The organism is Anabaena sp. EIM26 (genome assembly GCF_057568715.1).
Genome location: NZ_CM172472.1, coordinates 1,794,664 through 1,819,245, shown reverse-complemented (window position 1 = coordinate 1,819,245; position 24,582 = coordinate 1,794,664). Strand labels below are relative to the sequence as shown.

Here is a 24,582-nt window from a genome sequence, read left to right as displayed (position 1 = left end):
AGCTAATTACAGGAACTTCTTTTTAACTGTCACCTGTTCCCTAGCTAGTTAACGGTTGTCGATAGGAAGGTAAGGAACTTCGTGACGACCGTTGTAAATTTGAGTAGGACGGAAAATCCGGTTTTCTGCGAGTTGTTCTTTCCAGTGTGCTAACCAACCAGCCACGCGTGCGATCGCAAAAACAGGTGTAAACAAGTCCGTCGGAATCCCCATTTTTCTGTACACCAAACCAGAATAAAAGTCAACATTGGGATAAACTCCTTTACTGCCAACCTTTTCTGCCATTACCCGTTCCATTTCTTGGGCAACTTCATAGTACTTGTCGTAGCCAAATTTATCAAACAACTGCTCCGCCAAGTTTTGCAAGATTGTTGCCCGTGGATCTTTCACTTTGTAGACACGATGTCCAAAGCCCATAATCTTCGCTTTCCGTTGCAGAAGATCATCTACATAAGGACGAACATTATCTACACAACCAATTTCTTCCAACATCTGAATTACTTCTTCGTTAGCTCCACCATGCAGGGGGCCGCCTAAAGTACCCACCGCACTAGCAACCACCGCATAGGGGTCAGTTAAGGTAGAAGCCGTCACCCTCGCACTGAAGGTAGAAGCATTCATTGTATGCTCGACGTGAAGAATCAAGCAGATATCAAAAATCTTTGCTGCTAAAGGATCTGGTTCCTTCTCATTCAGCATATACAAGAAGTTTGCGGAATAATCCAAGTCATCCCGTGGCTTTACAGGGTCATTCCCTTGCCGCATTAACTGGAACGCTGCTACCATCGTGGGAATAGTTGCCATTAAGCGCACTACAGCATCACGAATATAGACTGGATTATGTAAGTCACGTCGAGAATAAAATAAACCCAATGCAGCAGCAGAGGCTTGCAGTGCATCCATAGGGTGTCCGCTTTCGGGAAAGCATTTCATCATATCCCGAATGCGATATTTTATCCGTCTGTGGTAGCGAATTTCATGCTCAAACGCTTCCAATTCTTCCTTGTTTGGCAATTCACCCCAGATTAGGAGATAAGCAGTTTCTATAAACGTACTTTTTGCTGCTAATTCCTCAATCCGAATGCCACGATATTCTAGTATTCCCTTTTGCCCATCTACATAACTAATACTCGATTGGGCTGCGGGAATGCCTTCTAAACCAGGCTTGTATTCGCACACCGTCATGGCAACACCATTTGCTTTGTGAAATATCTGATCACGCTAACTTACCAGAGGTTATTTTCACCATAACAGTTGCCGATCTAACAACTATTCTATGCGAAAGGTTGAAAAACTGTTATGGCAGGTACTTGGGTGGTATCAACAAGAACAACTGACTACGACCCAGAGGAGATCCTATTTCTGGTAGTTTTATCCCAATCATACCTGCTTTTTTGAGGACGAAGCGCTCTTTTGCTTCTCCCCAAAGCAGATTTTCTGCCCAATTGCTCAAATTAGGCTCATGCCCCACTAATGCTAGTTGGGTTGAGTGAGTATAATTCCTCGGTTCAAACCATTCTTTTAGCCAACTGTTAATATTACCTTCTGGGCTGAGGTGATGCGATTCTTCTAACTTTGAACTCAGTCTAGCCTCAATGAGAATTTCTGCGGTTTGCTGGGCGCGGACGAGGGGACTAGTAAGGATTAAATCAAAGTGTAAATTTAGTTTGACTAATCTTTGGGCGACTTTCTCGGTTTTTTGTCTTCCTTCTTTGGTTAGCTGACGTTCTTCATCTTTTAGTTCTGCTTGATGTTCTTCAGCAATGCCATGACGAATTAAGTATAATTCCATATTAATTATTTAAATTGTGTTTAATTCTATCACCTAATAAATCTCGACAAATTTTACAAACTAAAAAATATTTCTACCTAATAATAAGAATGCCGTAAAATTCTATATTTTTACTATCAAAAATAGAACGAGATCAGGTCGTATCCTTAAAATCATCAATTTTCCAAAACCAATCAATAATTTGACTGAAACCATACCCAAATCTATGATACCAATCTAATGTATTTATTCCTCCATTGACAAATATACTGTCTAAACCTTAAAAGATGCCAGCTAAATCGACTCTATGCCTCTTGTGACTGTAAGAATCAGCTAAGTGAGATTAGAATTAACCCGGCTAATTATCCTTAGTTGAATCCTCAAAAATAGGAGGTTTAATTGTGACGAAGTTGAAAGTTGGTATTAATGGATTCGGTCGTATTGGCAGACTTGTGCTTCGGGCTGGTCTTGCTAACCCCAACATTGAATTTGTGGGAATTAATGATTTAGTTCCACCTGATAATCTTGCTTATCTCTTAAAGTACGACTCTACACACGGTAAATTAAAGAGCAAGATAGAAGCTAGAGAAGATGGAATGGTCATTGATGGTCGTTTTATCCCTTGTGTGTCAGTGCGAAATCCGGCGGAATTGCCTTGGGCTAAATTGGGTGTAGATTATGTTGTGGAATCTACAGGACTTTTCACAGATTACGCTGGTGCAGAAAACCATCTCAAAGCAGGTGCAAAGCGAGTAATACTTTCTGCACCTACCAAAGAACCAGACAAGGTAAAAACAATGGTGATGGGTGTAAATCATCATTTGTTTGACCCGGCAAAGGATTTAATTGTTTCCAATGCAAGTTGTACTACAAATTGTTTAGCTCCTATTGCTAAAGTTATTAATGATAACTTTGGTTTAACTGAAGGACTGATGACTACAGTCCACGCGACGACAGCCACCCAACCCACGGTAGATGGCCCCAGTAAAAAAGACTGGCGTGGTGGAAGAGGTGCGGCTCAAAATATTATTCCCTCCGCTACAGGGGCTGCTAAAGCGGTGGCTTTGGTTTTACCAGAGTTGAAGGGTAAGTTGACTGGTATGGCTTTCCGGGTTCCTACACCCGATGTCTCGGTGGTTGACTTGACTTTCAAAACTGCTAAAGCTACGAGTTACAAAGAAATCTGCGCGGCGATGAAGAAAGCTGCTGAAGGTACATTGATAGGTGTTTTGGGTTACACCGATGAAGAGGTGGTATCTACTGATTTTCAAGGTGATGCCCACTCTAGCATTTTCGATGCAGGTGCAGGAATTGAACTAAATTCCAATTTCTTTAAGGTTGTCTCCTGGTATGACAACGAGTGGGGCTATTCCAATCGTGTTGTTGATTTGATGTTGTCAATGGCACGAAAAGAAGGATTGATTTAGATGATTGGTCATGGGTGATTGGTAATTGGTAATGGGGAAAATTCCCCCTGCACCCTGCTCCATTCCTCCCTGCTTCTTCTTGGGCTTAACGGGGTGCGCTACTTTACCGTTATTCCCTATTTTTGTTATGCGTCGAACTAAAATTATCTGTACTGTTGGCCCGGCTACTTCTACACCTGAAAAGCTAGAAGCTTTGGTGAGGGCGGGAATGAATGTGGCACGGTTGAATTTTTCTCATGGTGCTTATGAGGCTCACGCTCAAACTTTTCACCATTTGCGGCGCATTAGTAGCGACTTACAAAGACCGATCGCTATTATGCAAGATTTATGTGGTCCGAAAATCCGTCTGGGTAAGTTACCACCGGAAGGACTGATGTTAGAAGCTGGTAGCGAAGTGACTTTTCTGTTGCAAGAAAAGGGTGAAACTATTGATGAATTACCTCTACCGCTACCGACTTTGTTCGCTATGGTGCGTCCTGGTGAACCCATTTTAATTAATGATGGTCGGGTGAAGTTGACTGTAACGAGTCGTGATGCTGATAAAATTCGCGCTCATGTCAATATTGGGGGTTTGGTTTCGACTCATAAAGGTGTGAATTTACCCGCAACTCCTTTACCTGTGAGTTCGATTACAGAAAAGGATTTGATGGATTTGCGGTTTGGGATTCAGTTGGGTGTAGACTGGGTTGCAGTTTCTTTTGTGCGATCGCCTCAAGACTTGGAACCAGCACGCAGAATGATTGAAGCTGCCGGTGCAAAAATTCGCCTCATTGCCAAAATTGAACGCGCAGAAGCTGTACAACAGCTAGACTCTATTCTCGAAGTTGCTGACGCAATTATGATTGCTCGTGGTGATTTAGGAGTGGAAGTCCCTATCCACGAAGTCCCCCTCATTCAAAAAGACATTACTCGTCGCTGTAATCAAGCTGGTAAGCCGGTCATCACTGCTACTCAAATGCTGGAGTCGATGATTAGCGCCCCAGATCCCACCCGCGCAGAAGCTACGGACGTTGCTAACTCTATTTTAGATGGTACGGATGCCGTCATGCTCTCTGGTGAAACTGCTGTGGGGGAATATCCCATTGCAGCTGTGCAGATGATGCATAATATCGCTGTACAAACAGAAACGGCGCTTAAAGCTGGTAGTAGACATTCCTGGAATCATGAAGCCGGTTGTCTGAGTGTAACGGAATCAGTAGCCCAAGCAGTTTGTCGGATTGCCTATGAAACTGGTTCTAAAGCAATTCTTTGTAACACCACTTCCGGGAATACAGCCAGACTGATTTCTAAATATCGTCCTCTGACTCCTATTATTACTCTCACATCTGAGTCCATTGCTTACCGACAATTAGCACTATCTTGGGGTGTGGAACCTTTACTGATTCCACCTGTACATAGTGCGGAAGAAATGTTTATGAAGGTCGTCAACAGCGTTGTGGAAGGGGGTTTTGCCGAGGACGGGGATAAAGTGGTCATTACCTCTGGTATCCCAGTTGGTCAATCAGGAACAACTAGTTTAATTAAAGTGCATTCGATTGGACAGCCAATTACGGCATGAGACATCTAAAATGGGGCTGAGGCCTAAGCCCAGTCACTCGATTTTGGATTTACGATTTTAGATTTTGGATTGACTCCACCAAACAAGTGTAGAAGCTCGAAAATTTGGGATTTGGGATTTACGTTAGCGAAGCGTACGCAGCGCAGCGAGTATTTTTCCGTCAGTAGAGGACGGGGCTTGTACCAAATTTTTTTAATCTAAAATCTAAAATCTAAAATCTAAAATTCCCGGTCAGGAAAATTAGGCAATCGTTAAGAAAAATTGCCAGAATCGGAATTGTGTGGAAGATGAAAGAGTTTAAATAATTGGGGATTGGGTAAATCCTAAACCAAAAAAAATCACGGAGTATGTTATGCCTAAGAATTTACTGGAACAATTGCGGGCAGTAACCGTAGTAGTAGCAGATACAGGTGATATCCAATCTATTGGCAAGTTTAAGCCCCAAGATGCTACCACCAATCCCTCACTGATTACCGCTGCGGCACAAATGCCGGAATATCAGGAAATTGTTGATCAAACTTTACTCAAAGCTAAGAAAGATGCGGGTGCAGGTGCTACCCCATCACAGGTAGTTTCTCTAGCTTTTGATCGGTTGGCGGTATCCTTTGGATTGAAGATTTTGCAAATTATCCCCGGTCGGGTTTCTACAGAGGTAGATGCTCGTTTATCCTACGATACAGAAGCTACTCTGGCTAAAGCACGGGATTTGATTGCTCAATATAAAGCTGCTGGTATTTCTCCCAATCGGGTTTTGATTAAAATTGCTGCTACTTGGGAAGGTATCAAGGCTGCGGAAATTTTGGAAAAAGAAGGTATTCACTGTAATCTGACTTTACTATTTGGTCTTCACCAAGCGATCGCTTGCGCGGAAGCTGGTATCACTCTCATTTCTCCTTTCGTTGGTCGCATTCTTGACTGGTACAAGAAAGATACCGGACGTGACAACTACACCGCAGCAGAAGATCCAGGTGTATTGTCTGTCACCACAATCTATAACTACTACAAGAAATTCGGTTACAAAACTGAAGTTATGGGAGCTAGTTTCCGTAACATCGGCGAAATTACCGAACTTGCTGGTTGTGATTTGCTGACTATTTCTCCTGGGTTGTTAACAGAATTGCAAAACACTGTCGCCGAATTACCCCGTAAACTTGACCCTGCGAAGGTATCAGGTTTGTCTCTTGAAAAAATCTCCGTTGATAAAGCTACCTTTGATAAGATGCACGCCGCTGACCGGATGGCATCTGATAAACTTTCAGAAGGTATTGATGGCTTTACCAAAGCACTCATTGCTTTAGAACAACTACTAGCAGAGCGTTTGGCTCGTCTGGAAAGTCAAAAGGTGACAGCGTAATCATTTGAGATAATTGAGCTACCTTTAACCTTTTTAGGGTTTTGTTCAGAAAATAAATTATCTAATCTTATGGGATGGGCATCCTGCCCGTCCTTTCACCAATTACCTATTTTGGTACAAAGTTGTAGCCAGTGGGTGTACTAGAATCTGGCTGTATTTGGACTAAAACAGCTTTATCGATGCGATCGCCCGTGCGATCGCCCCATGATAAAAATCTAATTGTCCCTGTAACACCTGGAAAAGAGAAATTATTACTTAAAGCTTGTTGAATATCTATTCTCCTACTACCCTTTTTTTGGATAGCAATAGCCACTGTTTTAGTAGCATCAAAAGCCATAGCTGTACGCCAAGTAATTAAGTTTTGTTCACCCCAAAGCCTATTTGCATTTTGTAAAAATTCCTGATTATACAAAACATCAATTTTCCAAGGTACTGCCATAATCATACCATTAACTGCATCGCCAGCAACAAGAGTTTTTCTTGTTTCTAAACTGGGATTTCCTAATAATAAAAACTGGCGTTGATTACTTTTTGCGAGTTCAATAGCTTGATTAATTCTGTCAACTTGAGGATTAAGCAGAATAGTACTGACCTTTTGCTCAATTGCACTTTGAATAATCTTCTCACCTTGGAAGTTATCAGCAGCAAAATCGCATTTAATATCATTAATTAGCTCCAAATTTCTTGTATTCATTGCATTAACAAAAACTTGTTCAAAAGACTGATCTGCGGCTTTAGAATCACTACAAATTAAAATCCTAATTTTTCCAGTTTTTTTCGCATATTCAGCCAACGCTTCCGCAGTTGCAGTGAAACTAATTACAGTTCTATAAATATAATTACCATTAGTTCGGTCTTGACGGTCAGTTAATTTTGTAGAACTACTAGTTGGGGAAATCATCACCAATTTTCCAGCCTGATATATATTAGAAGCTGGTAGACTAGCATCACTACTGTTATGACCAACTACCGCTAAAATATCTGCATTTTTCACAAATTTTTGAGCAACTTGTTGAGCAATTTCTGGGTTATTATCATCATTGGCAATTTGTACTTGTAAAAACTTACCATTCACCCCACCATCATTATTTACCTCTCGTTGCGCTTGTGCGACTCCTCGGAGAATTTCTTGCGCTACCGAAGGATTACTACCTATAGGTACAGCCACACCAATTTTGATTACTTCTTTATAAGCAATTTTTGCATTTTCTAAATATATCCAAGCTTCTGGATCATTGGGATACTCTTGTAAATAAGTAGTAAATTTTTTAATAGCTTGATTGTAATTTTTCCACCAAAATGCCTTTATAGCTTCTTCTTTATCTAAATTATTCACCGAACTAAATAATACTTTTTCCCCATAACTAAACCTATTTTGCAATTTAATTTCCTTTAAACTCAGCCATAAAACAGCACCCATTATTACTAATAACATCGTAGCCATGACTGACTGCAAAGCAATCTTTTGTAAGTTGCAAGGTTGGGGATATTTTAGTAATGCTGCGGCTGGATTTTGAAAAATTATAGGTATCCAAGAAGCACAAGGATATTGATTTTCTAATTCTTCCTGTAAACGCACACGCGCTTGTTGTACAGAAATATATAAAGATTCACCAGATGCAAAAACTGTGAGAAAATATTCTAGAAAATGTTGAGCAACAATATCAGGAACAGGTTCTCGCATCACAATTGTATAAGGAATTCTCAAATCAGCTAAATTGCGTGCTAATCCTAAACCATCACAAGAATTAAAAATTGCTAATTTCAATCCTTTTTTAACAGCATACCCCAGGCTATGACGCAAATCTAAAAGTGATAAACTTTCATTATCATTAATTTGAATTTCTCCCCAACTATCACCTTCTTGACTGCAACTATGACCAGCAAAAAATAAAATATCCCAAGATTTATGCCATAATTTATGAACAATTTCTTGACGTGAAGGTTGCAGCAAAGGTTCAACAATTGCACCTGGTAATTTTGCTGTTAATGCTTGTAAATCTGGTTGAATATTAATTCCTTCACTGTTCCCTAAAATAGCCAGAATTTTCACCGGACTTTTTAATTGGATTTTTGATGGTTTATACTCTGAACTAATCACAACCTCTGGCTGAATATGACTAGTATGAAATATCTCCCATAAATGCCAAGGAAGTCTTCTTAACAGTGAATCTTGTGTTTCTAAAATAAAGCGGACATTATCCCATTCACCAATTTTTTGTAAAAATTGCCTTTCTAATTTTCTTACAGACGGTTGATTTAACCAATCATGAAAACTAGATTGGAATGTCTTAGCAGCAGTATAACAAACTTCAGTATTAGATACATTAGTTATTTGCGTTTCGGGAACTGTAATTAACCAATTACCAGGCAATTTATAATAAGCTGATTGCCATTCATAATAAGTTTGAGGAATTTTTAAATCTGCTGGAAACCTGCCATAAATTTCTGCAAAATGAGGTTTACCGTCTTCCCAAATTCTGATTTTGACAGGAAAACCTTTTTCAAAACTACCTTCCCCAATCTCGAATATTACCAGCTTACCCACTGTTTTACCCTAATTGATTCGTCTATTTAAATGACAAACTTTTTGTGCTAGTTTATGAAGGTTAGGTTGAACAAAGTGAAACCCAATATTTCCGCGAATTGCTGAGGTTCAATTCTATGGCTTCGCAATGCTGACGCGAACAACCCAACTCACATTTTTTTTAACTAAATCGTATTGGTTTAAATTGCAAACTTTTCTGTAATGGTCGCATTATTTAAAGTAACCCGAATTTGGAATTTTTCACTTAATTCAGCACAAAATTTTAATTGGATATAATTATCTTTTTGTTCTCTAGCTTGAACTTCTAAAAATGGCTGTCCATTTTCATATAATCCTGATAATTTTAAATTTGTTGGTAAATAAAATTGATTTCCCATTGGATATACCCGCAGAAGCACAGCAAAACTTTGATCTAGCTTGGGTAAAATAGCCACCATCAAAGCTACAGGATTTCCTGCCAACTGCATTCCTAAATCCATAATCCTTCTAGCAGTAATTACAGGATGATTTGGTGCTATTGTCCATAAAACTTCTGCTAGAGTCCAACGAATTTCTTCATCATTAGTAGTTTGTAAAAGATGAACAATAATATCTGTTACTTCTACATCTGAATTAGGTAATAATGTTGATGGCAAGATTTTTTCCCAACTGCGCTGGGGATATAATTGTTCAATAACTTGCCAAACTTTTTTGGGTGTGTCTATTTCAAAGCCTCGCACTTTTAAAGAACGGAAGGCTAATTGTGGACTTTTTTGTAAAGCTAATTCCTCAATACTTTGCCATTGGGATGTATATATTCCTTCCAACCATTGTCTTAATTGTACACCAGAAAATTGATGGTAATGTTCTATTAAAAATTCTAATGGTTGTAACTGTTCCAATTTAATTTCTGTTGTGGTAACTTCGGGTAGAAAGCCTCTGATTTTACCTTCTTGGCAAGTTTGATTAATTTCTACTATTACATAACCAAAACGATTATTAGAGACTTCAGGAGGAATATAACAAAATTCTTCTCCTGTTCTGATATATCTACATTCTAAATGTCCGATTCCAGTTAATACCAAATCTGCCATATCTCCACCCATTCTTCCCCAACAATCCCAACTATAGCTGGCTTCTAATGCGGTAGAAATATCTAATATTTGCAAATAATTATTTACAACTTGTACAGCTAAAGTATTCAGATATACGAGTTTAGCTTTTTGTTGATTTGGTTGTTCTTGGGCAAATTTTAAGGCTGTATCTCGGAACTTTGCGGAAATAGGAATAGAAATGCTTTGCTGTTCAGTAGGATAATTCATGACTTGCTATATATCAAAGTAACCTTCGCTATCAAAATAAGCTTGGGATTTACCAAAATTGAGGAGACGGGGAAAACATTGACGTTGATAGAAATTGCTAAGAGTTGCTACAGGTATACCAAACTCTTTAGATAAATCTATCCAAGATGTTTCCGGTGGTAAACGACGAGCAATTAAAACGTAACAATTAACATCAGGACGATCTCTTATATGAATACGTTGCAGTTCTAGAGAATTTATTTTTAACCATTCTTGAATTTCATTTAATATTGGTCTTGGTTCTGGTGGTGCAGGAATTAAATTTGCAGGATCTATTTGTTGTTCATTGTCTTCTAGGAGTAAATCAAATTTATTTTTTTGTTCATAATAATTAATTCGTTTATCTTGTAAACGATAACTTAAGTAATTATTAATCCAAGTAATAACGCTACTTTTCTCAGGATTATAAGATTCTTTTGCAGTAGTCGCTTCACAAAGATTTCGGCAAAAAAACCACCAAGTTTCCTGCAAAGCTTCTTCAGCATCAGGTATACCTGTACCGCGCAATAATTTACCTGTTTTTTGAATCATTAAAATAATTTGATTGAGTCCTTTTTGACGGGCAATACTGCCCCTATAATGTTGACAGGTTTCTTGAATAAGTTGGAGGATTTTTGCTTCTAATTCATCCATGTGATTATGTTGATTTAATCGTGATACATAATACCATTCTTTTGAGATTGCTATAAAGTGGCAAAAAACCTTTTTCCCTATTTTCGATCAATGTTTATCTTCTGAATTAAATCAATAATATATTGATATTGGACTATTTCCCCTTGTTGTTGAAATAGTTTAGATGCTTTTTGCAAATCAGCGATTGCACCTTTCTTATCTCTTGATTGAAGGAGAGCAGTACCTCGGTTGAAGTAGGCTATTGCAAGGTTAGGATTAATACGCAGAGCTTGGTTGTAATCTTCTATTGCTCCTTTCATATCTCCCAATTGAGCGCGGGTAAGACCTCTGTTATGGTGGGCTTCTGCCAATTTAGGATTAATATGCAGAGCTTGGTTGTAATCTTCTATCGCCCCTTTTATATCTCCCAATTCATGACGAGCAAAACCTCGATTTTGGTAGGCTTGTGCATAATTAGGATTAAGACGTATAGCTTGGTTATAATCTTCTATCGCCCCTTTCACATCTCCAAATTCACGACGGGAAACACCTCGATTAATGTAAGCTTCTAGATAGTTAGGATTAATACGCAAAGCTTGATCAAAATCTTCAATCTCCGCTTGCTTATCTCCTGAATAATTGTGGGCAAGACCTCGTTTATAGTAAGCTTCTGCAAAGTGGGGATTAATATTTAGGGCTTGATTGTAATATTTAATTGCTCTCTTAATATCACCAGATTTAGCGTAAGTATTACCTTGATTGTAATATTTAATCGCCTCTTTTACATCTCCTGATTCACTGGGGGTATTACCACCATCTTCACGAAAAATACTACTTTCACTATTTCCCGAAATCGCTTTTTCATCCTTGTTATGGTCAGAACAGTTTTTACATTCCTGTATGAATCGGATAACTCTTTGTTTTCCTCTAATGCTTGTAACAATAAACTCTTTATAAGTCCAGTTGAGGGTAAATTTTTTGCAGTGAGGACATTGGCGATTATTAATTGCTAAAATTATTTTTGAAAAAAAAACTAGTACAAATAACCCAGCCAGTATAATTTGCCAATTGTCCCAGAAGTTACCTTGTTGCCAATTAGGTTTAGTGATATTGAGAATGTTGCTAGGAAATGTAATCTGAATTTCTAAGTTTTCTTGTGGTGGAATAGACTGATTAGCAACAAACTCGAATGTTTTCGGATTTATTTGACGGGCTGTAGCCGCAGCACCAAAATTTTTAAATTCCAAGACTTTCCCAGATAAAGATTCCGGTAATTGTACCTGAACTTTTGCTGCTTTAACTGGGGCTTTGCGATCTGCAAAAATCGCTTTCCAGTAAACCTGAGTATTATCATTATTAATTTGTAATCCACCAATTACACGATATTTTAAAACAAATGTATGTGTTTCTGGTGGTTTTAATTGATGTTGCCAACTAATCCAAAACTGATTATTTTTAATTCCGGTTTCACTAGGGATAACTTGATTATTTTCTTCAACTGTTACATCTGTAATTTCATCAACTTTATCTAAGCGAATATAGCGATATCGTTGATTTGAGTAATCTGATTTGAATACATACTTTTGCGTTTCTGTGATCAACATATCTCCGTTTTTCTGCACGTCGATGTTAACGTTGATATAGTTCCAATAAAACGGTAATTCCTGGGCAACAGCATGAGTAAATGTAATCAGAACCGTTACCAAGATAGCAATTAAACAAAACCAAATTCTTCTGATCGAAATTTTCTTCATATTTTCCTTTTCTCCGCGTTCTTTGCGCTACACCAGTTGCTACAACCGCCCAACTGGTCCTCTGCGTGAGACAAAAATCAATAGCCTAGAAAACGATTAACCACCACCACCGCAGCCACCACCACCGCAGCCACCACCACCGCAACCACTACTACTGCAACCACTACTACTGCAACCACTACTACTGCAACCACTACTACTGCAACCACTACTACTGCAACCACTGCTACTGCAACCACTGCTACCACCACCACCACTTCTAGCAGATGTAGATATCACAAAGATCACAGAACCAACTACTATCAAGAAAAACCAGAATCCTATAGAATTTTCGTAACTTTGGGAACTGCTGTTATTTGATGCTAATAAAATCTGAGAATTGGTAAGGATTAATGTCAAGGTAAACAATAATGCTAAATAAAAATGATCGGGAATAAAACGAGAAATATTGATGTTTGGTAAATTAAATACAGGTTTGGGTAAAATCCAATTTTTGTGAGTATCTACACGCTGAAAATTAGCTTCTTTATCAAAACGAATATGAGAATCTGGCCAAATATCTATGGGTGGAGTTTCTCCAAAAAACTGTTCGTAACTGACTATAGTATTCAGATACCAATTATTAAATTTATTATATTCCTTGATACCACCACGAGTCGGACCATGATCTAGTTGTGTACCTAATATTTTACAAAAATCATCCCAATAAGATTGGGTATATGTTAAATGTAAATGCCAAACTTGATCTACTTGATCAGATGGTGTAACTGGATGTCCAGCGAAAACAGCAATAACTGCAAATTTTTTATATTCATCAATTACTCGTTGAGTATATTCAATTGTCCAGTTATTCTCCCTGGCTAATCTCTGACTAAAAGAGAAAGAAACGTTTTGTTCATCTAAAGAAAATTCTTGAAGGCGTTGATACAATTCTGCTTGCTGAAGATTCATAGATATTGGGAATTAATCTTGTTTCTATGAGTTCTTCTATCAACACAGGGTGATGTTATCTATAACTTTACAAAAGTTTACAATTATAGAAAATATCTCCAAAAAAGTAGAGGCGTTGCAAGCAACGCCTCTAAAATAGAGTGAATATAAACTAGATACCGCTTCTTCCCGGTAAATGAGACACAAAATAAGTTAGGACTTACGCACTATACAAACTTCACATAATATGTGTTAGCGAAACTGCCTAGTTTCAGCTTTTTGGAATCACATATTAGTGCGGTGCGTCAGATAAAGAAAATCTGTTAGATGCTCAATTATCAGGTCTGACGCATCCTACAAGAGATAAAATCTATAATACATATTTGATTGATTTTATCAATACGTAAGTCCTATCAGTAGCCCTTTCAAGGTGATGAAATTTGGAACGAAGATTAGTTGTTTAAACCTTCAAAAAACCCAAAATATGGGCGGAGGATTTAAGATGATCTCACGGAAATGACGTATTTCCGTTAGTCACCTTGAAAGGGCTAGTCCTATCAGTTTTTACTGCACAGGCGTATTACAGCCCATTATGAGTACTGTAATATTAACGTACCTCTTTGAGACTCTCAACTTGCTTGGTAAACATCTCAGTAAACAAACTCATGACTGTTCGTTCTTCGCGTACTTTAATGTTGGCAGTAATTGACATACCAGACTGTAAAGAGATGTTTTTACCTGTCATTTCCAGGTATTGTTTATCTAAGCTGATAGTAGCTGGAAATCTATAAAATTGATGAGTCTGATCTGGGGGTAAAGCATCTGAACCAATATCAATTACCTCACCTTTAATATCGCCAAACTGACTGAAGGGGAAGGAGTCAATTCTTACATCTACTTTCATGCCTTTGCGGACAAATCCAATATCTTTATTGGTGATAAATACATCAGCAATATATTTATCATTGGGGACAATTTGCAATAATTTTTGTGTGGGGTTGGCTACAAAACCAGGATTTTTAGCTTGCATATCAAAAACTATACCCGCTACAGGTGCGCGAAGTTCTTGATATCTAATATTTAATTGTGTCTGCGAAATCTTACTCGTAATATCTGCCAATCGCTGCTCGTTATCCAGGATAATTCTCATGAATTGGCTATCGACTTCTGCAATCCGCTTTTTGTTATCAGCTATCTTATCCAACACAGATTTATCAGAAAATGCGACTGTATTAGTTACTTCTTGTTGCCTTTTTTGAATATCAAACTGAAGGCGTTTTTCTTCTTCAATTAATTGGGCTACTTCAGCCTTGAGAGTTTGTACTTGCTGTTGCTGGTTAAGATATTGAAGTTGAGAAATACCACCTTCTTCTGCTAGGATTTTGAGTTTATTTAAAATCCCTTCCTGAATTGCTAAACTACTTTGAGTATCTTGTCGTTTTAATATTGTTTGTGATAATTGTTTTTTTGTTTTTTCTACTTCCAAATTTGCTGCGGCAGATCGGGAATCTAATTCTGTTTTAGCAGCAATAAGACGTTGTTGTTCGTCAATTCCATTCCCTGATTCTGTTCCTGAATTTTTCAATTGAGAACGCAGTAGTTCATTTTCAGCCACTAATGATGCGCGACTTTTGAGGAGAAAAGCAGATTCTGCTGGTAAGCTACTCCGTAAAAAGTCTAATTCTGATGCTGTACCTGTGCTTGCTCCCATCAAGCGCCGATAAATATCGTTTTCTTTGGTTAAAGCCACGCGAATTTTATTTAAGGAGCTTAATTCCGCTAAGGTGGCGATAGAATCAAAAGTTAAGAGTAAGTCTCCAGGTTTTACTTCTTGCCCGTCTTTGACATAAACAGATTTCACCACACCACTAATGGGAGCTTGTACTTCTTTAACTGTTCCTTCTGGCTTTAATTGACCTGTTGCGGGAACGACTTGCTCTATTTTGGCAAAATTAGCCCAAGCAATCCCAAAACAAGCTAACCCCATCAAGGTGATCATGATGGTACGTGACCAAATAGGAGACTGACGTAGGACTACAGATTGTTCAAAACTATCCTGATAAGGGGTAATTAAGGAATTTTTGGCAGCTTTTTTTGGCAGTGTTAGCACTTGGGAATCTTGCTTTTTGCCGTTACCATTACCGTTGCCGTTGCCATTACCGTTTACATGATGTCCATTAAGTAGAGTCATATAATTTTAGATTTGTGATGTTGAATGGAAAATTTAATTTTCAATAGGTTAAATAACTGATTTGCAGGACGGGTTTTAGCCGCCCATACAAATTACAAATTAACTTCTTGTTGTTGATAAAGATAGAAATAATGACCTTTAGTAGCCATTAATTCTTGATGGCTACCTTGCTCTATTACCCTACCACCATCCATGACGATTATCGTATCTGCACTACTGACAGTATTCAGACGGTGAGTAATAAAGAAGACGGTAGTTCCTTGAAATGCTCTGGCTAAATTTAGACCTATTTGTCTCTCTGTGGGATAATCTAAGGCGCTGGTGGCTTCGTCTAAAACTAATAATTTAGGCTTTTGTAAAATCGAACGTGCGATCGCAATTCTCTGTCTTTGTCCACCGGAAAGGGCTGAACCTCTTTCTCCTACTCTGGTGTTGTAACCATTGGGTAGATTCATGATAAATTCATGGGCTACAGCAATCCGCGCCGCTTCGATAATTTCCTCTGTTGTGGCTTCGGGATTAGTTAGCGCAATGTTTTCTTGGACTGTGCCATCAAACAACAACGGATCTTGAGGAACGACTCCAATTTGCCGACGCAGTGAATAAAGTTCTACTTTGCCAATGTCGTAACCATCAATCAAAATTCTGCCTGACTCGACGTTGTAAAGTCTGAGCAGTAATTTCATCATTGTGCTTTTACCTGATCCGCTTTGTCCCACAATACCGACAAATTTACCAGCCGGGAAATCGAGGCTGACATTATTGAGTTGGAGTGGTCCACTGGGGGCAAATCGGAAGGAAACATTTTCGTATTTGACTGCACCAGATATTGCAGGTAAGGGAATGTTGCCTTTGTCTGCTTCTGCTTCTTGTGGGGTATCAACAATATCGCTGAGACGTTCTAAAGATAACCCAGTTTCTTGGAAGTTCTGCCAGATTTGCGCTAAACGTAATATGGGACTAGTTACGTAACTGGAGATAATTCTAAAGGCGATTAATTCTCCTAAAGTTAGCTCTCCTTGCAATACTAAATAAGCTCCTACCCACAACACTAGTAAGCTGCTGAGTTTGTTGAGAAACTGACTGGTAGAATTAGCCAGGGTAGAAGTGATCACGGTTTTAAACCCTGCGGCCACAAACTTAGCGTAACGTTCTTGCCAGGAAAAGCGCGATCGCAATTCAATATTTTGCGCTTTCACTGTTTGAATCCCTGACATGACCTCAACTAAGTAAGATTGAGTTGCAGCGTTACGTTCAGCTTTTACACGTAATTGTCGGCTGACTGTGGGGGCAGCAATTAATGTAATTACCACAAATAAAGGAATTGTCCCTAAACCAACTACAGTCAGTTTCCAACTGTAAAATATCATGACAATGATATACACCACAGAGAATAATGCATCTAACCCCACAGTTAGAGCAGTACCTGTGAGAAACTGACGAATATTTTCTAACTCATTGACACGAGTAGATAATTCGCCTACTGGTCGGCGTTCAAAATAACGGAGTGGCAACCGCAGTAAGTGGTCAATAATTTGTGACCCCAAACTCATATCAATGCGGTTGGTTGTATCCACAAACAAGTATGTTCGCAGTGTAGTGAGTATGGCTTCAAATACACCAACCGCTAATAGTAAAACTCCTAAAATATTCAGAGTACTAATACTATTTTGAACGATGACTTTATCAATAATTAACTGAATAACAAGGGGATTCGCTAAAGCTGCTAATTGTACAAAAAAGGACGCGATGAATACTTCTATGAGGACGCGACGATATTTGGATAAGTAGGGTAAAAACCAGCGCAAACCAAAGCGTTCTTGGGGTGTTTCCTGGGTAGCGCTGAGTAATAAAACTCTGAGTTGCGGCTGTAAATTGTTTTCGTCAGTCTCTAATTCTTCTAATAGTTTGCCTGGTTTGCAGCGGATAATGCCTTTGGAAGGTACACCTAAAACTACTGTATTTGCATCTACTGCATAGATAACAGCAAAACTATCACTATATTGAATTAAGGCTGGTGCGGGAATACGTGCGATCGCAGCAGCGGGAACATCTACTAATTGGGATCTGAGTCCGATTAATTCTGCTAAATAAGCGCAAAGTTGAAAGGATATACTTCCTTGGCGTTTCATTTGCTCATTTAAAATCCGCCGCACTACCTCCTTTCGGAAGGGAATTTCTAGGTGCTTGGCGAGCATTTGGAAGCAAGCAAGGGTGGAATTTAATTCACCCTGGGCGCGAAAAAATGGATAGTTTAGATGTTTTTGTTTAACTTGTGGTGTATCAGATGGTGATGGAAAAACTTCCTCTGTTGATGCGTAAGGAATGTCTAACTCATCTCTAATTTGTAATTGACTACCTGCAAGTTCTTGTTCTACTTGATCATTATTCAGGAATAATAAATCTGTGGGATTTATACCTAGTAACCGTGCGGGAACGTTCCCTGTTACTTCGAGAAAATTTTTGCCATTGCTTGATTCTAATTGAGAACCTGGGGAGAGATTGGTTACTGTACCACCACCACTAAAAAACCAGATGCGATTGTCATCTAGTTGACTGAAGGGGGTTTTTCCTGGTTCTACATAATGGATTTTTGACCCTGATAAAGCTTGTTGGCTAATTTCTTTGAGATTTAAACCTGCGTTGGCTTGCTGGGCTAACTGGGGGCTGAGAACGTCGAATACTTCTATGATGTGACTAGAGTTCTGACGGGTATGAGCAAAAGCTGGGTTTTGGGAAAGCAGATGTAAATAATCTACTGTACTTAAAGTTAAGCAGATGACTTCGGTGGATGCGATCGCTGTTTCACAAGCAATCTGCCTCAATAAACTAATTTCACCGATTATCGCTCCCGGTTCCAGTATTTTTAAGGTAATTGGTAATTGGGTTTGGGGGTCATACGCTAACAGCCGCACTCGTCCTTCATAAAGAATTGCTATCCGGTCAGGTAGTTTTTCTTTACTAATTATTTTTTGACCGATCCGGTAGCGTAAGGCTTGCTGTTGTGATAAAAAACTATTTTTTTCCGCTGCTGATAATTGTTCAAATCCATCAACGGTAGTCAGAAATTCTTCAAAAGCGCTCTTTATATAAGTCATGTTTATGAAAATTAGTTAATTTACTATTGGCTTGGGAAAGTTAATATTTTCAACATCATTGAGCTATTTATTCATCTCGCCGCTAATTCATCCTTCTAATTCTGTAATTTGCCAATTTTGTGCAGATATTTGTGCTTGCAACCAACCCTGAAAACGTTCATTTAACAATCGCTGACGCAGTGGGCGATCCATCTGCACGGGCAGTAATTTCTCTAACCGCACAATCACTATCCACTCTCCTATTTGAGTGGGTGGTGAAATTTGTCGTGGTTGGCTCGTGGATAAAATTCTCACTAGCGATTGATGAAGAGATTGTAATTCTACTGGACCCACTAAACCATCTGTTTGAGCTTCCGGCCCTTGGGCATATTCCCGCGCTAATTGAGCAAAGGACTGTTCTCCTTCTTGGATGCGGAAATATATTTCTTGAGCAATACCGATATCAGCAGTAGTAATTAGGGAATAGATCACCCTATCCAACTGAGGTTTACGCTGGAAGAAGTAAGATTCTAAATCTTGTCCCCATGAAGCTTCTTTGAATTTTTCTAGTTTTAATTGACGAATGGCTGTGCTGTTCAATTGCTCAGAACTGATTTCTTGTCGCCCTTGATATTGTTGAGCTAACTGTTCACAGGCAAGTTGTTCTTCTTGTGGCGTACACTCAATCTGTGCGATCGCTTGATCAATGATCACTTCTTTGAGTAATGGAGGAATTAATTGGTATTTAGCTAGTAATTGTAGAACTTCTGGGGCTGTCAGTAAGCGTGGGCTATGCTCACCAGAGGCATCGCTAAATTGCAGAACTTGATTCATATCACTTGTAAACAAGGTTAACACCGTTATAAATTGTTGTTAAAAACATAGTAGAAACAGATTGTTGATAGTTTATATATGGATTAAGCTTATACAATTCTTTACAATCTCAGCCCTGGTGTTTAGCTCTTTTCGTATGCATCAATAGATGTTACCAAAGGTATTAGTATAAACCGAATATCTTTTGATCACCGTTGGTAACAAAGGCATACATATTTGCAGATATCGTACCAAATTATCATAATTTTTTGAATTTGCAACCTTAAATTGGCAGTCAGGTACAAAAAAGTCGGACAATTGAGTCTGTAGTCACCATAAATCTATAGTTACACCTTTTATAAAATAAATTTTGTATTGTTCTAGAACAAGATTAAAACGCAGAGGGTAAAGAAAAATCACACAATTTTCTCTTTATCCCCTCGCGGTTTCATTTACTATTTCTCATTGTCAGCCAGGAAAAATGCCAGCCCTACAAAAATATTAGCAAGCTGGCTAAGTGTTTTAGGCGATAACAGAAATGTCAGCAGCACTGAGACTAGGTATTGTACTAAGAAGTGCTATTTGAACACTAGCTGCACCACCAACGCCATCAGTATCAAAGAACAAAGCACCATTACTAGTGTTGTAAATAAATCTATGATCGGCAGTAGTACCTGTAGTGCTACCTACACCAGAAAGGAAAGCTGAAGCAGCTAAATTACCTACAACTAATCCACCACCAAATCCACCAGCAGACACCTCAATTAAGTCATCCACAGTTGAAAAGTCTAAAATTTTATCAATTCCTTCATTGGAGGCATTAAATCGGAAAAAATCATAACCAATACCACCATTGAGATTATCATTGCCAAGACCACCAATCAGGGTATCATCACCATCTCCACCCTTGAGATTATCGTTACCATCGTCACCATCAAGGATATTATTGCCACTATTACCTGTGATGTTGTTATTTAGTATGTTACCTGTACCGTCGATATTATTAGTCCCGGTTAACGTCAGATGTTCCAGGTCATTACCTAATGTATAGGTAATAGAAGATTTAACTGTATCTATACCAGCACTGGCGTTTTCGGTAACTGTGTCACCCACATCATCAACAGTGTAAATATCATTACCGTCACCACCAGTTAGACTGTCAGCACCTGTACCACCATTGAGATTATCATTGCCAAGACCACCAATCAGGGTATCATCACCATCTCCACCCTTGAGGTTATCGTTACCATCGTCACCATCAAGGATATTATTGCCACTATTACCTGTGATGTTGTTATTTAGTATGTTACCTGTACCGTCGATATTATTAGTCCCGGTTAACGTCAGATGTTCCAGGTCATTACCTAATGTGTAGGTAATAGAAGAATTAACTTTATCTATGCCAGCACTGGCGTTTTCGGTAACTGTGTCACCCACATCATCAACAGTGTAAATATCATTACCGTCACCACCAGTTAGACTGTCAGCACCTGTACCACCATTGAGATTATCATTGCCAAGACCACCAATCAGGGTATCATCACCATCTCCACCCTTGAGGTTATCGTTACCATCGCCACCATCAAGGATATTATTGCCACTATTACCTGTGATGTTGTTATTTAGTATGTTACCTGTACCGTTGATATTATTAGTCCCGGTTAAAGTTAGACGTTCTATGTTGTCGTCTAAAGTATAGGTAACTGAAGATTTAACTGTGTCTATACCAGCATCAAAGCCTTCGTTGATGGTGTCACCTATACTATCAACAGTGTAAGTGTCATTGCCAGGAGTGCCAATGAAATTGTCTCCTACAGTAGTATTCAACAACACAGAAATATTATTACCGAGTTGGTTAGCTACTAATAAGTCTAGTTTGTGGTCACCATTAAAATCTCCCACAGCTACGGAGCGAGAACCATTTCCTGCGCCATAGTTAGTAGCAGTACCAAAGTTACCTGTGCCATCACCGTAAAGTAATGAAACATTATCATCATCACTGTTGCCTACCAATAAATCAAGGTGTCCGTCACCGTTGATATCTGCTACAGTCACTGATTGAGGTTCTGCTCCTACATTAAAGTCATTCTTAGGGTTAAAGCCACCTAAGCCATTTCCCAGCTGTATTGACACAACTGAAGCACCAGACCTAACAATGGCTATATCTGGAACACCATCTTCGTTGAAGTCCTCTACTGCGATCGCACGAGTATTGTTACCAACTGGATAGGTCTGAACAGATCCGAATGTACCTAAACCAGTTCCAGGGAAGACAGACACATTAGAACTGAGAAAATTACCCGCAGCTACGTCTAGCTTGCCATCTTTGTTGAAGTCTCCCAGGGAGATTGCACTTAGATTTGTTCCAGGGACAGCAACTGTAATGGGAGTGTCAAAATTACCAGTTCCATCTCCCAGTAAAATTGAGATATTGCTATCAGGATTTAGGTTTGGAGGAACGGTTTGGAGATCAGGTAAGTCAAAGTTTGCTGTTGCTAAATCTAAATTACCATCCCCATCGAAGTCTCCTACAACGACTGAAATAGGGTTATATAAGCCTACAGCGGGACTAGAAATCAGGGAAAAACCACCTGATCCATCACCCGAAAGTACTGAGACTGTTTTATCAAGAGAATTTGCTACTGCTGCATCTAGATTACCATCCCCGTCAAAGTCTCCTACAGCTACTGAAAAGGGTTCAGAACCGACGTTAATATCGTTGGGTGTACTAAATGTTATTGTCATTTACTTATTCCTGGATAAAGTTGTAACACTGTATTTATCTAAATTGAAAACTGTCATATTTGTCTGGATCAGGATCACTCCCACCTCCTGACAAATAATGCCTTTTCTGAAATTCTCACCAATCAATGTAAGCTAAAAATCTTGAATAATCGAGAATTCTCACCATATTTTTACGTAAAATTTATATTAATTAAGTCTTAAAATTACCTACAGGCCAAAACTTCCTTGTCAGTACGTACAAGGAAGCCAAGATTCAACGGGAAATATTTAGCTGAGATACATCATCAGTAGTCGGACAAAATGAAGTTCACTCGTTGAGAGTGTGTAATTAATTCTGTCTCATTACTTAAATCAGCGGAATAATCGAGGGTTGAGGATAGTAGTATTTTGTGGTCGAGAAGGACGACCAATTGAGACTCCATTTCGCAAGTTACTTGCTGTACCACCATCTTGGCGATCTAGGAAAGGTTTCAAATTAATGCCATTTTTAGATGAATTAACACGATTATTACCACCACCTAAAAGGCTGCGTCCCAAGTTGTATAATTCATTAGCTCCTCCTTGGTTACGATTAGCATAGGTATTCACAGCTATAGTTTGCTGACCGTTGTCAGCAGTGGCCAAGTTATTGAAAACACTACTGCGGATAGCATAAGGGTCTTGACCACGAGGCACTGTGAGTACAATTCGACAACCTGTGTTAGCTTCTGTGGTGACACAGATAATATTTTCGTTATTTTCTACAGCTATCTGGAGTTCTTGTAAGCCATCTGGGCGATATAATTCTAAACGAGTTGCGATCGCTTCACAACGATTTTGTGGTGTCCAACCACCACCCAAAGCTTGAGGTGCTGCCCAAGCAAAGAATTGACCTGGTTGACTTTGGGGCTGGTACATTACAGTATATCTACCATTATAATATTGACAGCTAAATCTTTTGCTGCTGTCAACGCTGCTTGAAGTCGGTATATTAGTAGATGGTCTGGGTGGTACTGTTGTTGATGAGCCGGATGGTACTGTGGGGACAACAACACCGTCAACTTGGGCGAAGGCTACAGAATTGCTAAGAAGTAAGGATAAGCTAAGACTACTCAAAAATAAAACTTGACGTGGTTGTAATGACATAATTCAACCTTTAAATATTTCACTGATACATCTAGTGACGAAGAATTTTATTTTTTGATTCATCTGAGAAGCTTATTTTTCTTTTTATTGTTGCAATTGTTCTGCCACGTACACCCTTTTTATCAGGTTAAAAGCTGTATAGCCCTGCTTTGCTCAAGATTTATTCACTTCCAATATCTGTGAGTTTTTTAACCTATCCATCCACTTTTCTAAATAAACAAGATTAGCTGTTTGCTCAGATGGATCTTGTGTATCTATAGGATAAGGTGACAATCCCAAAATCGCTGCTGTCGTTACGCAAAACATTGACTTTTGAAAACTCATACAAATTTGTACACGTAAGTCATCTTCACCACGACGACTGCGACGATAAATATCATGTAAATATTCTGGTAAATAATGACGCATATCTTGCATCAACAACGTGGGAGGAATCCCTGCACCACCTATAGGTAAAGGATCTGCATATAATGCACCATATTGAAATCGAGACTGATCTGGGGGAATTTGATAAGCTTGAGCATTGAGGGAAACTGTGCCGGCAAAAGGGGTTCCCCGGAAAAAAATTGCTTCTACATATGGAATAGCTGTATCTGCTAAAAAAGTCAAACCAACTGATTTAGGAATAAGTTCATAGACTTCGTTATCAATTTTGACATCATAAGTAATTGGTTTTAAAGCATCTGCGACTAAACCTGCTTTGATGTGATCTACAACTTGAGGAATAGTTTTGATTTCGCCGTTGTCATAGCGGTCTGATAAACTCAGGAACATATCAGCCATTACTCGCCAAAATTGACCTAAGCCTGTGTAATAAGCTGAGACTCGCAACTGTTCTGTAAGAAAGTCGGGAAACAGTTGGTTAAGTCCTAAAATTAAGGGATTTTTTTGAAATTTAGCGGCAATAACAGCCTGTGTTCTGGTTTTAAATTCTGCGGTATTTAAATATGTGTCTAATCCACCACCACCATGCCACATCATGGCTTTCAGACAATATTCTGCATATTCAAAATTAATTCTGTCATGCCACCAGTGACGAATTAATTTGGCGAAAGACACCTCACCATTAAAATATTTAAAAAATTGAAAAAATACTAAAAATTGATGTTCAGCTATGTAAATTAGATTTTTGGAATAGGCATCTAAAACTACACCATAGCTTTTGAGAATGCCCACTACTTCCATAACATTTTCTGGACTATCAGAGAGTAATGCACCTCCATTTATTAACCGTTGAATATATTCAGATAAGGGCTTATCAACAGGTTTCTTTCTAAGATTAACCATTACTATTTCTCCAGAAAATTAAAAATAAATCACGGTTGAGGGATAAAAAG

At 38.7% G+C, this 24,582-nt stretch carries 16 protein-coding genes; 3 read left to right on the top strand and 13 right to left on the bottom strand.

The features are described 5' to 3' along the window. Positions 1 to 48: 48 nt before the first annotated feature. Both AC012T_RS07755 and sixA read right to left on the bottom strand, forming a co-directional pair. Positions 49 to 1,185: a citrate synthase gene (locus tag AC012T_RS07755; RefSeq protein ID WP_487064549.1), complete on the bottom strand. Its 1,137-nt coding sequence runs from the start codon at positions 1,183 to 1,185 to the stop codon at positions 49 to 51. A 112-nt stretch (positions 1,186 to 1,297) separates the two neighbouring features. Further along, a complete protein-coding gene (sixA, locus tag AC012T_RS07750; protein ID WP_487064547.1) occupies positions 1,298 to 1,792 on the bottom strand; it encodes a phosphohistidine phosphatase SixA in 495 nt (164 codons plus the stop codon). A 380-nt stretch (positions 1,793 to 2,172) separates the two neighbouring features. Here sixA and gap point away from each other — a divergent pair, with 380 nt between their 5' ends. From gap to AC012T_RS07735, 3 genes are all read left to right on the top strand, one after another. Continuing rightward, a complete protein-coding gene (gap, locus tag AC012T_RS07745) occupies positions 2,173 to 3,198 on the top strand; it encodes a type I glyceraldehyde-3-phosphate dehydrogenase (RefSeq protein WP_487064545.1) in 1,026 nt (341 codons plus the stop codon). Between the two features lie 127 nt (positions 3,199 to 3,325). Then, a complete protein-coding gene (pyk, locus tag AC012T_RS07740; RefSeq protein WP_487064543.1) occupies positions 3,326 to 4,756 on the top strand; it encodes a pyruvate kinase in 1,431 nt (476 codons plus the stop codon). Between the two features lie 352 nt (positions 4,757 to 5,108). Continuing rightward, entirely contained in the window at positions 5,109 to 6,110 is a 1,002-nt protein-coding gene (locus AC012T_RS07735) for a transaldolase (RefSeq protein WP_487064541.1), read from the top strand. 106 nt (positions 6,111 to 6,216) lie between these two features. Here the strand turns inward: AC012T_RS07735 and AC012T_RS07730 are convergent, their stop codons facing one another. From AC012T_RS07730 to AC012T_RS07680, 11 genes are all read right to left on the bottom strand, one after another. Then, positions 6,217 to 8,658 carry an ABC transporter substrate-binding protein gene (locus AC012T_RS07730; protein WP_487064539.1) on the bottom strand — a complete coding sequence of 814 codons (2,442 nt, stop codon included), beginning with the start codon at positions 8,656 to 8,658 and terminating at the stop codon, positions 6,217 to 6,219. Between the two features lie 179 nt (positions 8,659 to 8,837). Beyond that, positions 8,838 to 9,959, bottom strand: a complete 1,122-nt coding sequence (locus tag AC012T_RS07725; protein ID WP_487064537.1) for a DUF1822 family protein — start codon at positions 9,957 to 9,959, stop codon at positions 8,838 to 8,840. 6 nt (positions 9,960 to 9,965) lie between these two features. Next, positions 9,966 to 10,631 (bottom strand): sigma-70 family RNA polymerase sigma factor, encoded by a 666-nt coding sequence (locus AC012T_RS07720; RefSeq protein WP_487064535.1) that lies wholly within the window; start codon positions 10,629 to 10,631, stop codon positions 9,966 to 9,968. A gap of 77 nt (positions 10,632 to 10,708) precedes the next feature. Further along, the gene (locus tag AC012T_RS07715) at positions 10,709 to 12,364 is read right to left on the bottom strand and encodes a tetratricopeptide repeat protein (RefSeq protein ID WP_487064533.1); all 1,656 of its coding nucleotides are present in this window, start codon (positions 12,362 to 12,364) and stop codon (positions 10,709 to 10,711) included. Between the two features lie 96 nt (positions 12,365 to 12,460). Further along, on the bottom strand, positions 12,461 to 13,315 hold the full coding sequence (locus AC012T_RS07710) for a glycine-rich domain-containing protein (RefSeq protein WP_487064531.1): 855 nt from the start codon (positions 13,313 to 13,315) through the stop codon (positions 12,461 to 12,463). Between the two features lie 586 nt (positions 13,316 to 13,901). Next, positions 13,902 to 15,485, bottom strand: a complete 1,584-nt coding sequence (locus AC012T_RS07705; RefSeq protein ID WP_487064529.1) for a beta-barrel domain-containing protein — start codon at positions 15,483 to 15,485, stop codon at positions 13,902 to 13,904. A gap of 92 nt (positions 15,486 to 15,577) precedes the next feature. Continuing rightward, entirely contained in the window at positions 15,578 to 18,583 is a 3,006-nt protein-coding gene (locus tag AC012T_RS07700; RefSeq protein WP_487064527.1) for a peptidase domain-containing ABC transporter, read from the bottom strand. An 87-nt stretch (positions 18,584 to 18,670) separates the two neighbouring features. After that, a complete protein-coding gene (locus AC012T_RS07695) occupies positions 18,671 to 19,396 on the bottom strand; it encodes a peptidylprolyl isomerase (RefSeq protein WP_487064525.1) in 726 nt (241 codons plus the stop codon). A gap of 501 nt (positions 19,397 to 19,897) precedes the next feature. Further along, entirely contained in the window at positions 19,898 to 22,120 is a 2,223-nt protein-coding gene (locus AC012T_RS07690; protein WP_487064523.1) for an FG-GAP-like repeat-containing protein, read from the bottom strand. Between the two features lie 351 nt (positions 22,121 to 22,471). Beyond that, the gene (locus AC012T_RS07685; protein WP_487064521.1) at positions 22,472 to 23,245 is read right to left on the bottom strand and encodes a COP23 domain-containing protein; all 774 of its coding nucleotides are present in this window, start codon (positions 23,243 to 23,245) and stop codon (positions 22,472 to 22,474) included. Positions 23,246 to 23,398: 153 nt separating this feature from the next. Next, positions 23,399 to 24,532 (bottom strand): CO2 hydration protein, encoded by a 1,134-nt coding sequence (locus AC012T_RS07680; RefSeq protein WP_487064519.1) that lies wholly within the window; start codon positions 24,530 to 24,532, stop codon positions 23,399 to 23,401. Positions 24,533 to 24,582: the final 50 nt, after the last annotated feature.

What these genes read in the sequence shown, in the direction of transcription:
- AC012T_RS07710 (WP_487064531.1), bottom strand. Translation starts at nt 13,315, where the DNA reads ATGAATCTTCAGCAAGCAGAATTGTATCAACGCCTTCAAGAATTTTCT.
- AC012T_RS07725 (WP_487064537.1), bottom strand. Translation starts at nt 9,959, where the DNA reads ATGAATTATCCTACTGAACAGCAAAGCATTTCTATTCCTATTTCCGCA.
- AC012T_RS07695 (WP_487064525.1), bottom strand. Translation starts at nt 19,396, where the DNA reads ATGAATCAAGTTCTGCAATTTAGCGATGCCTCTGGTGAGCATAGCCCA.
- AC012T_RS07690 (WP_487064523.1), bottom strand. Translation starts at nt 22,120, where the DNA reads ATGACAATAACATTTAGTACACCCAACGATATTAACGTCGGTTCTGAA.
- pyk (WP_487064543.1), top strand. Translation starts at nt 3,326, where the DNA reads ATGCGTCGAACTAAAATTATCTGTACTGTTGGCCCGGCTACTTCTACA.
- AC012T_RS07715 (WP_487064533.1), bottom strand. Translation starts at nt 12,364, where the DNA reads ATGAAGAAAATTTCGATCAGAAGAATTTGGTTTTGTTTAATTGCTATC.
- sixA (WP_487064547.1), bottom strand. Translation starts at nt 1,792, where the DNA reads ATGGAATTATACTTAATTCGTCATGGCATTGCTGAAGAACATCAAGCA.
- AC012T_RS07700 (WP_487064527.1), bottom strand. Translation starts at nt 18,583, where the DNA reads ATGACTTATATAAAGAGCGCTTTTGAAGAATTTCTGACTACCGTTGAT.
- AC012T_RS07685 (WP_487064521.1), bottom strand. Translation starts at nt 23,245, where the DNA reads ATGTCATTACAACCACGTCAAGTTTTATTTTTGAGTAGTCTTAGCTTA.
- AC012T_RS07680 (WP_487064519.1), bottom strand. Translation starts at nt 24,532, where the DNA reads ATGGTTAATCTTAGAAAGAAACCTGTTGATAAGCCCTTATCTGAATAT.
- AC012T_RS07735 (WP_487064541.1), top strand. Translation starts at nt 5,109, where the DNA reads ATGCCTAAGAATTTACTGGAACAATTGCGGGCAGTAACCGTAGTAGTA.
- AC012T_RS07755 (WP_487064549.1), bottom strand. Translation starts at nt 1,185, where the DNA reads ATGACGGTGTGCGAATACAAGCCTGGTTTAGAAGGCATTCCCGCAGCC.
- AC012T_RS07720 (WP_487064535.1), bottom strand. Translation starts at nt 10,631, where the DNA reads ATGGATGAATTAGAAGCAAAAATCCTCCAACTTATTCAAGAAACCTGT.
- AC012T_RS07705 (WP_487064529.1), bottom strand. Translation starts at nt 15,485, where the DNA reads ATGACTCTACTTAATGGACATCATGTAAACGGTAATGGCAACGGCAAC.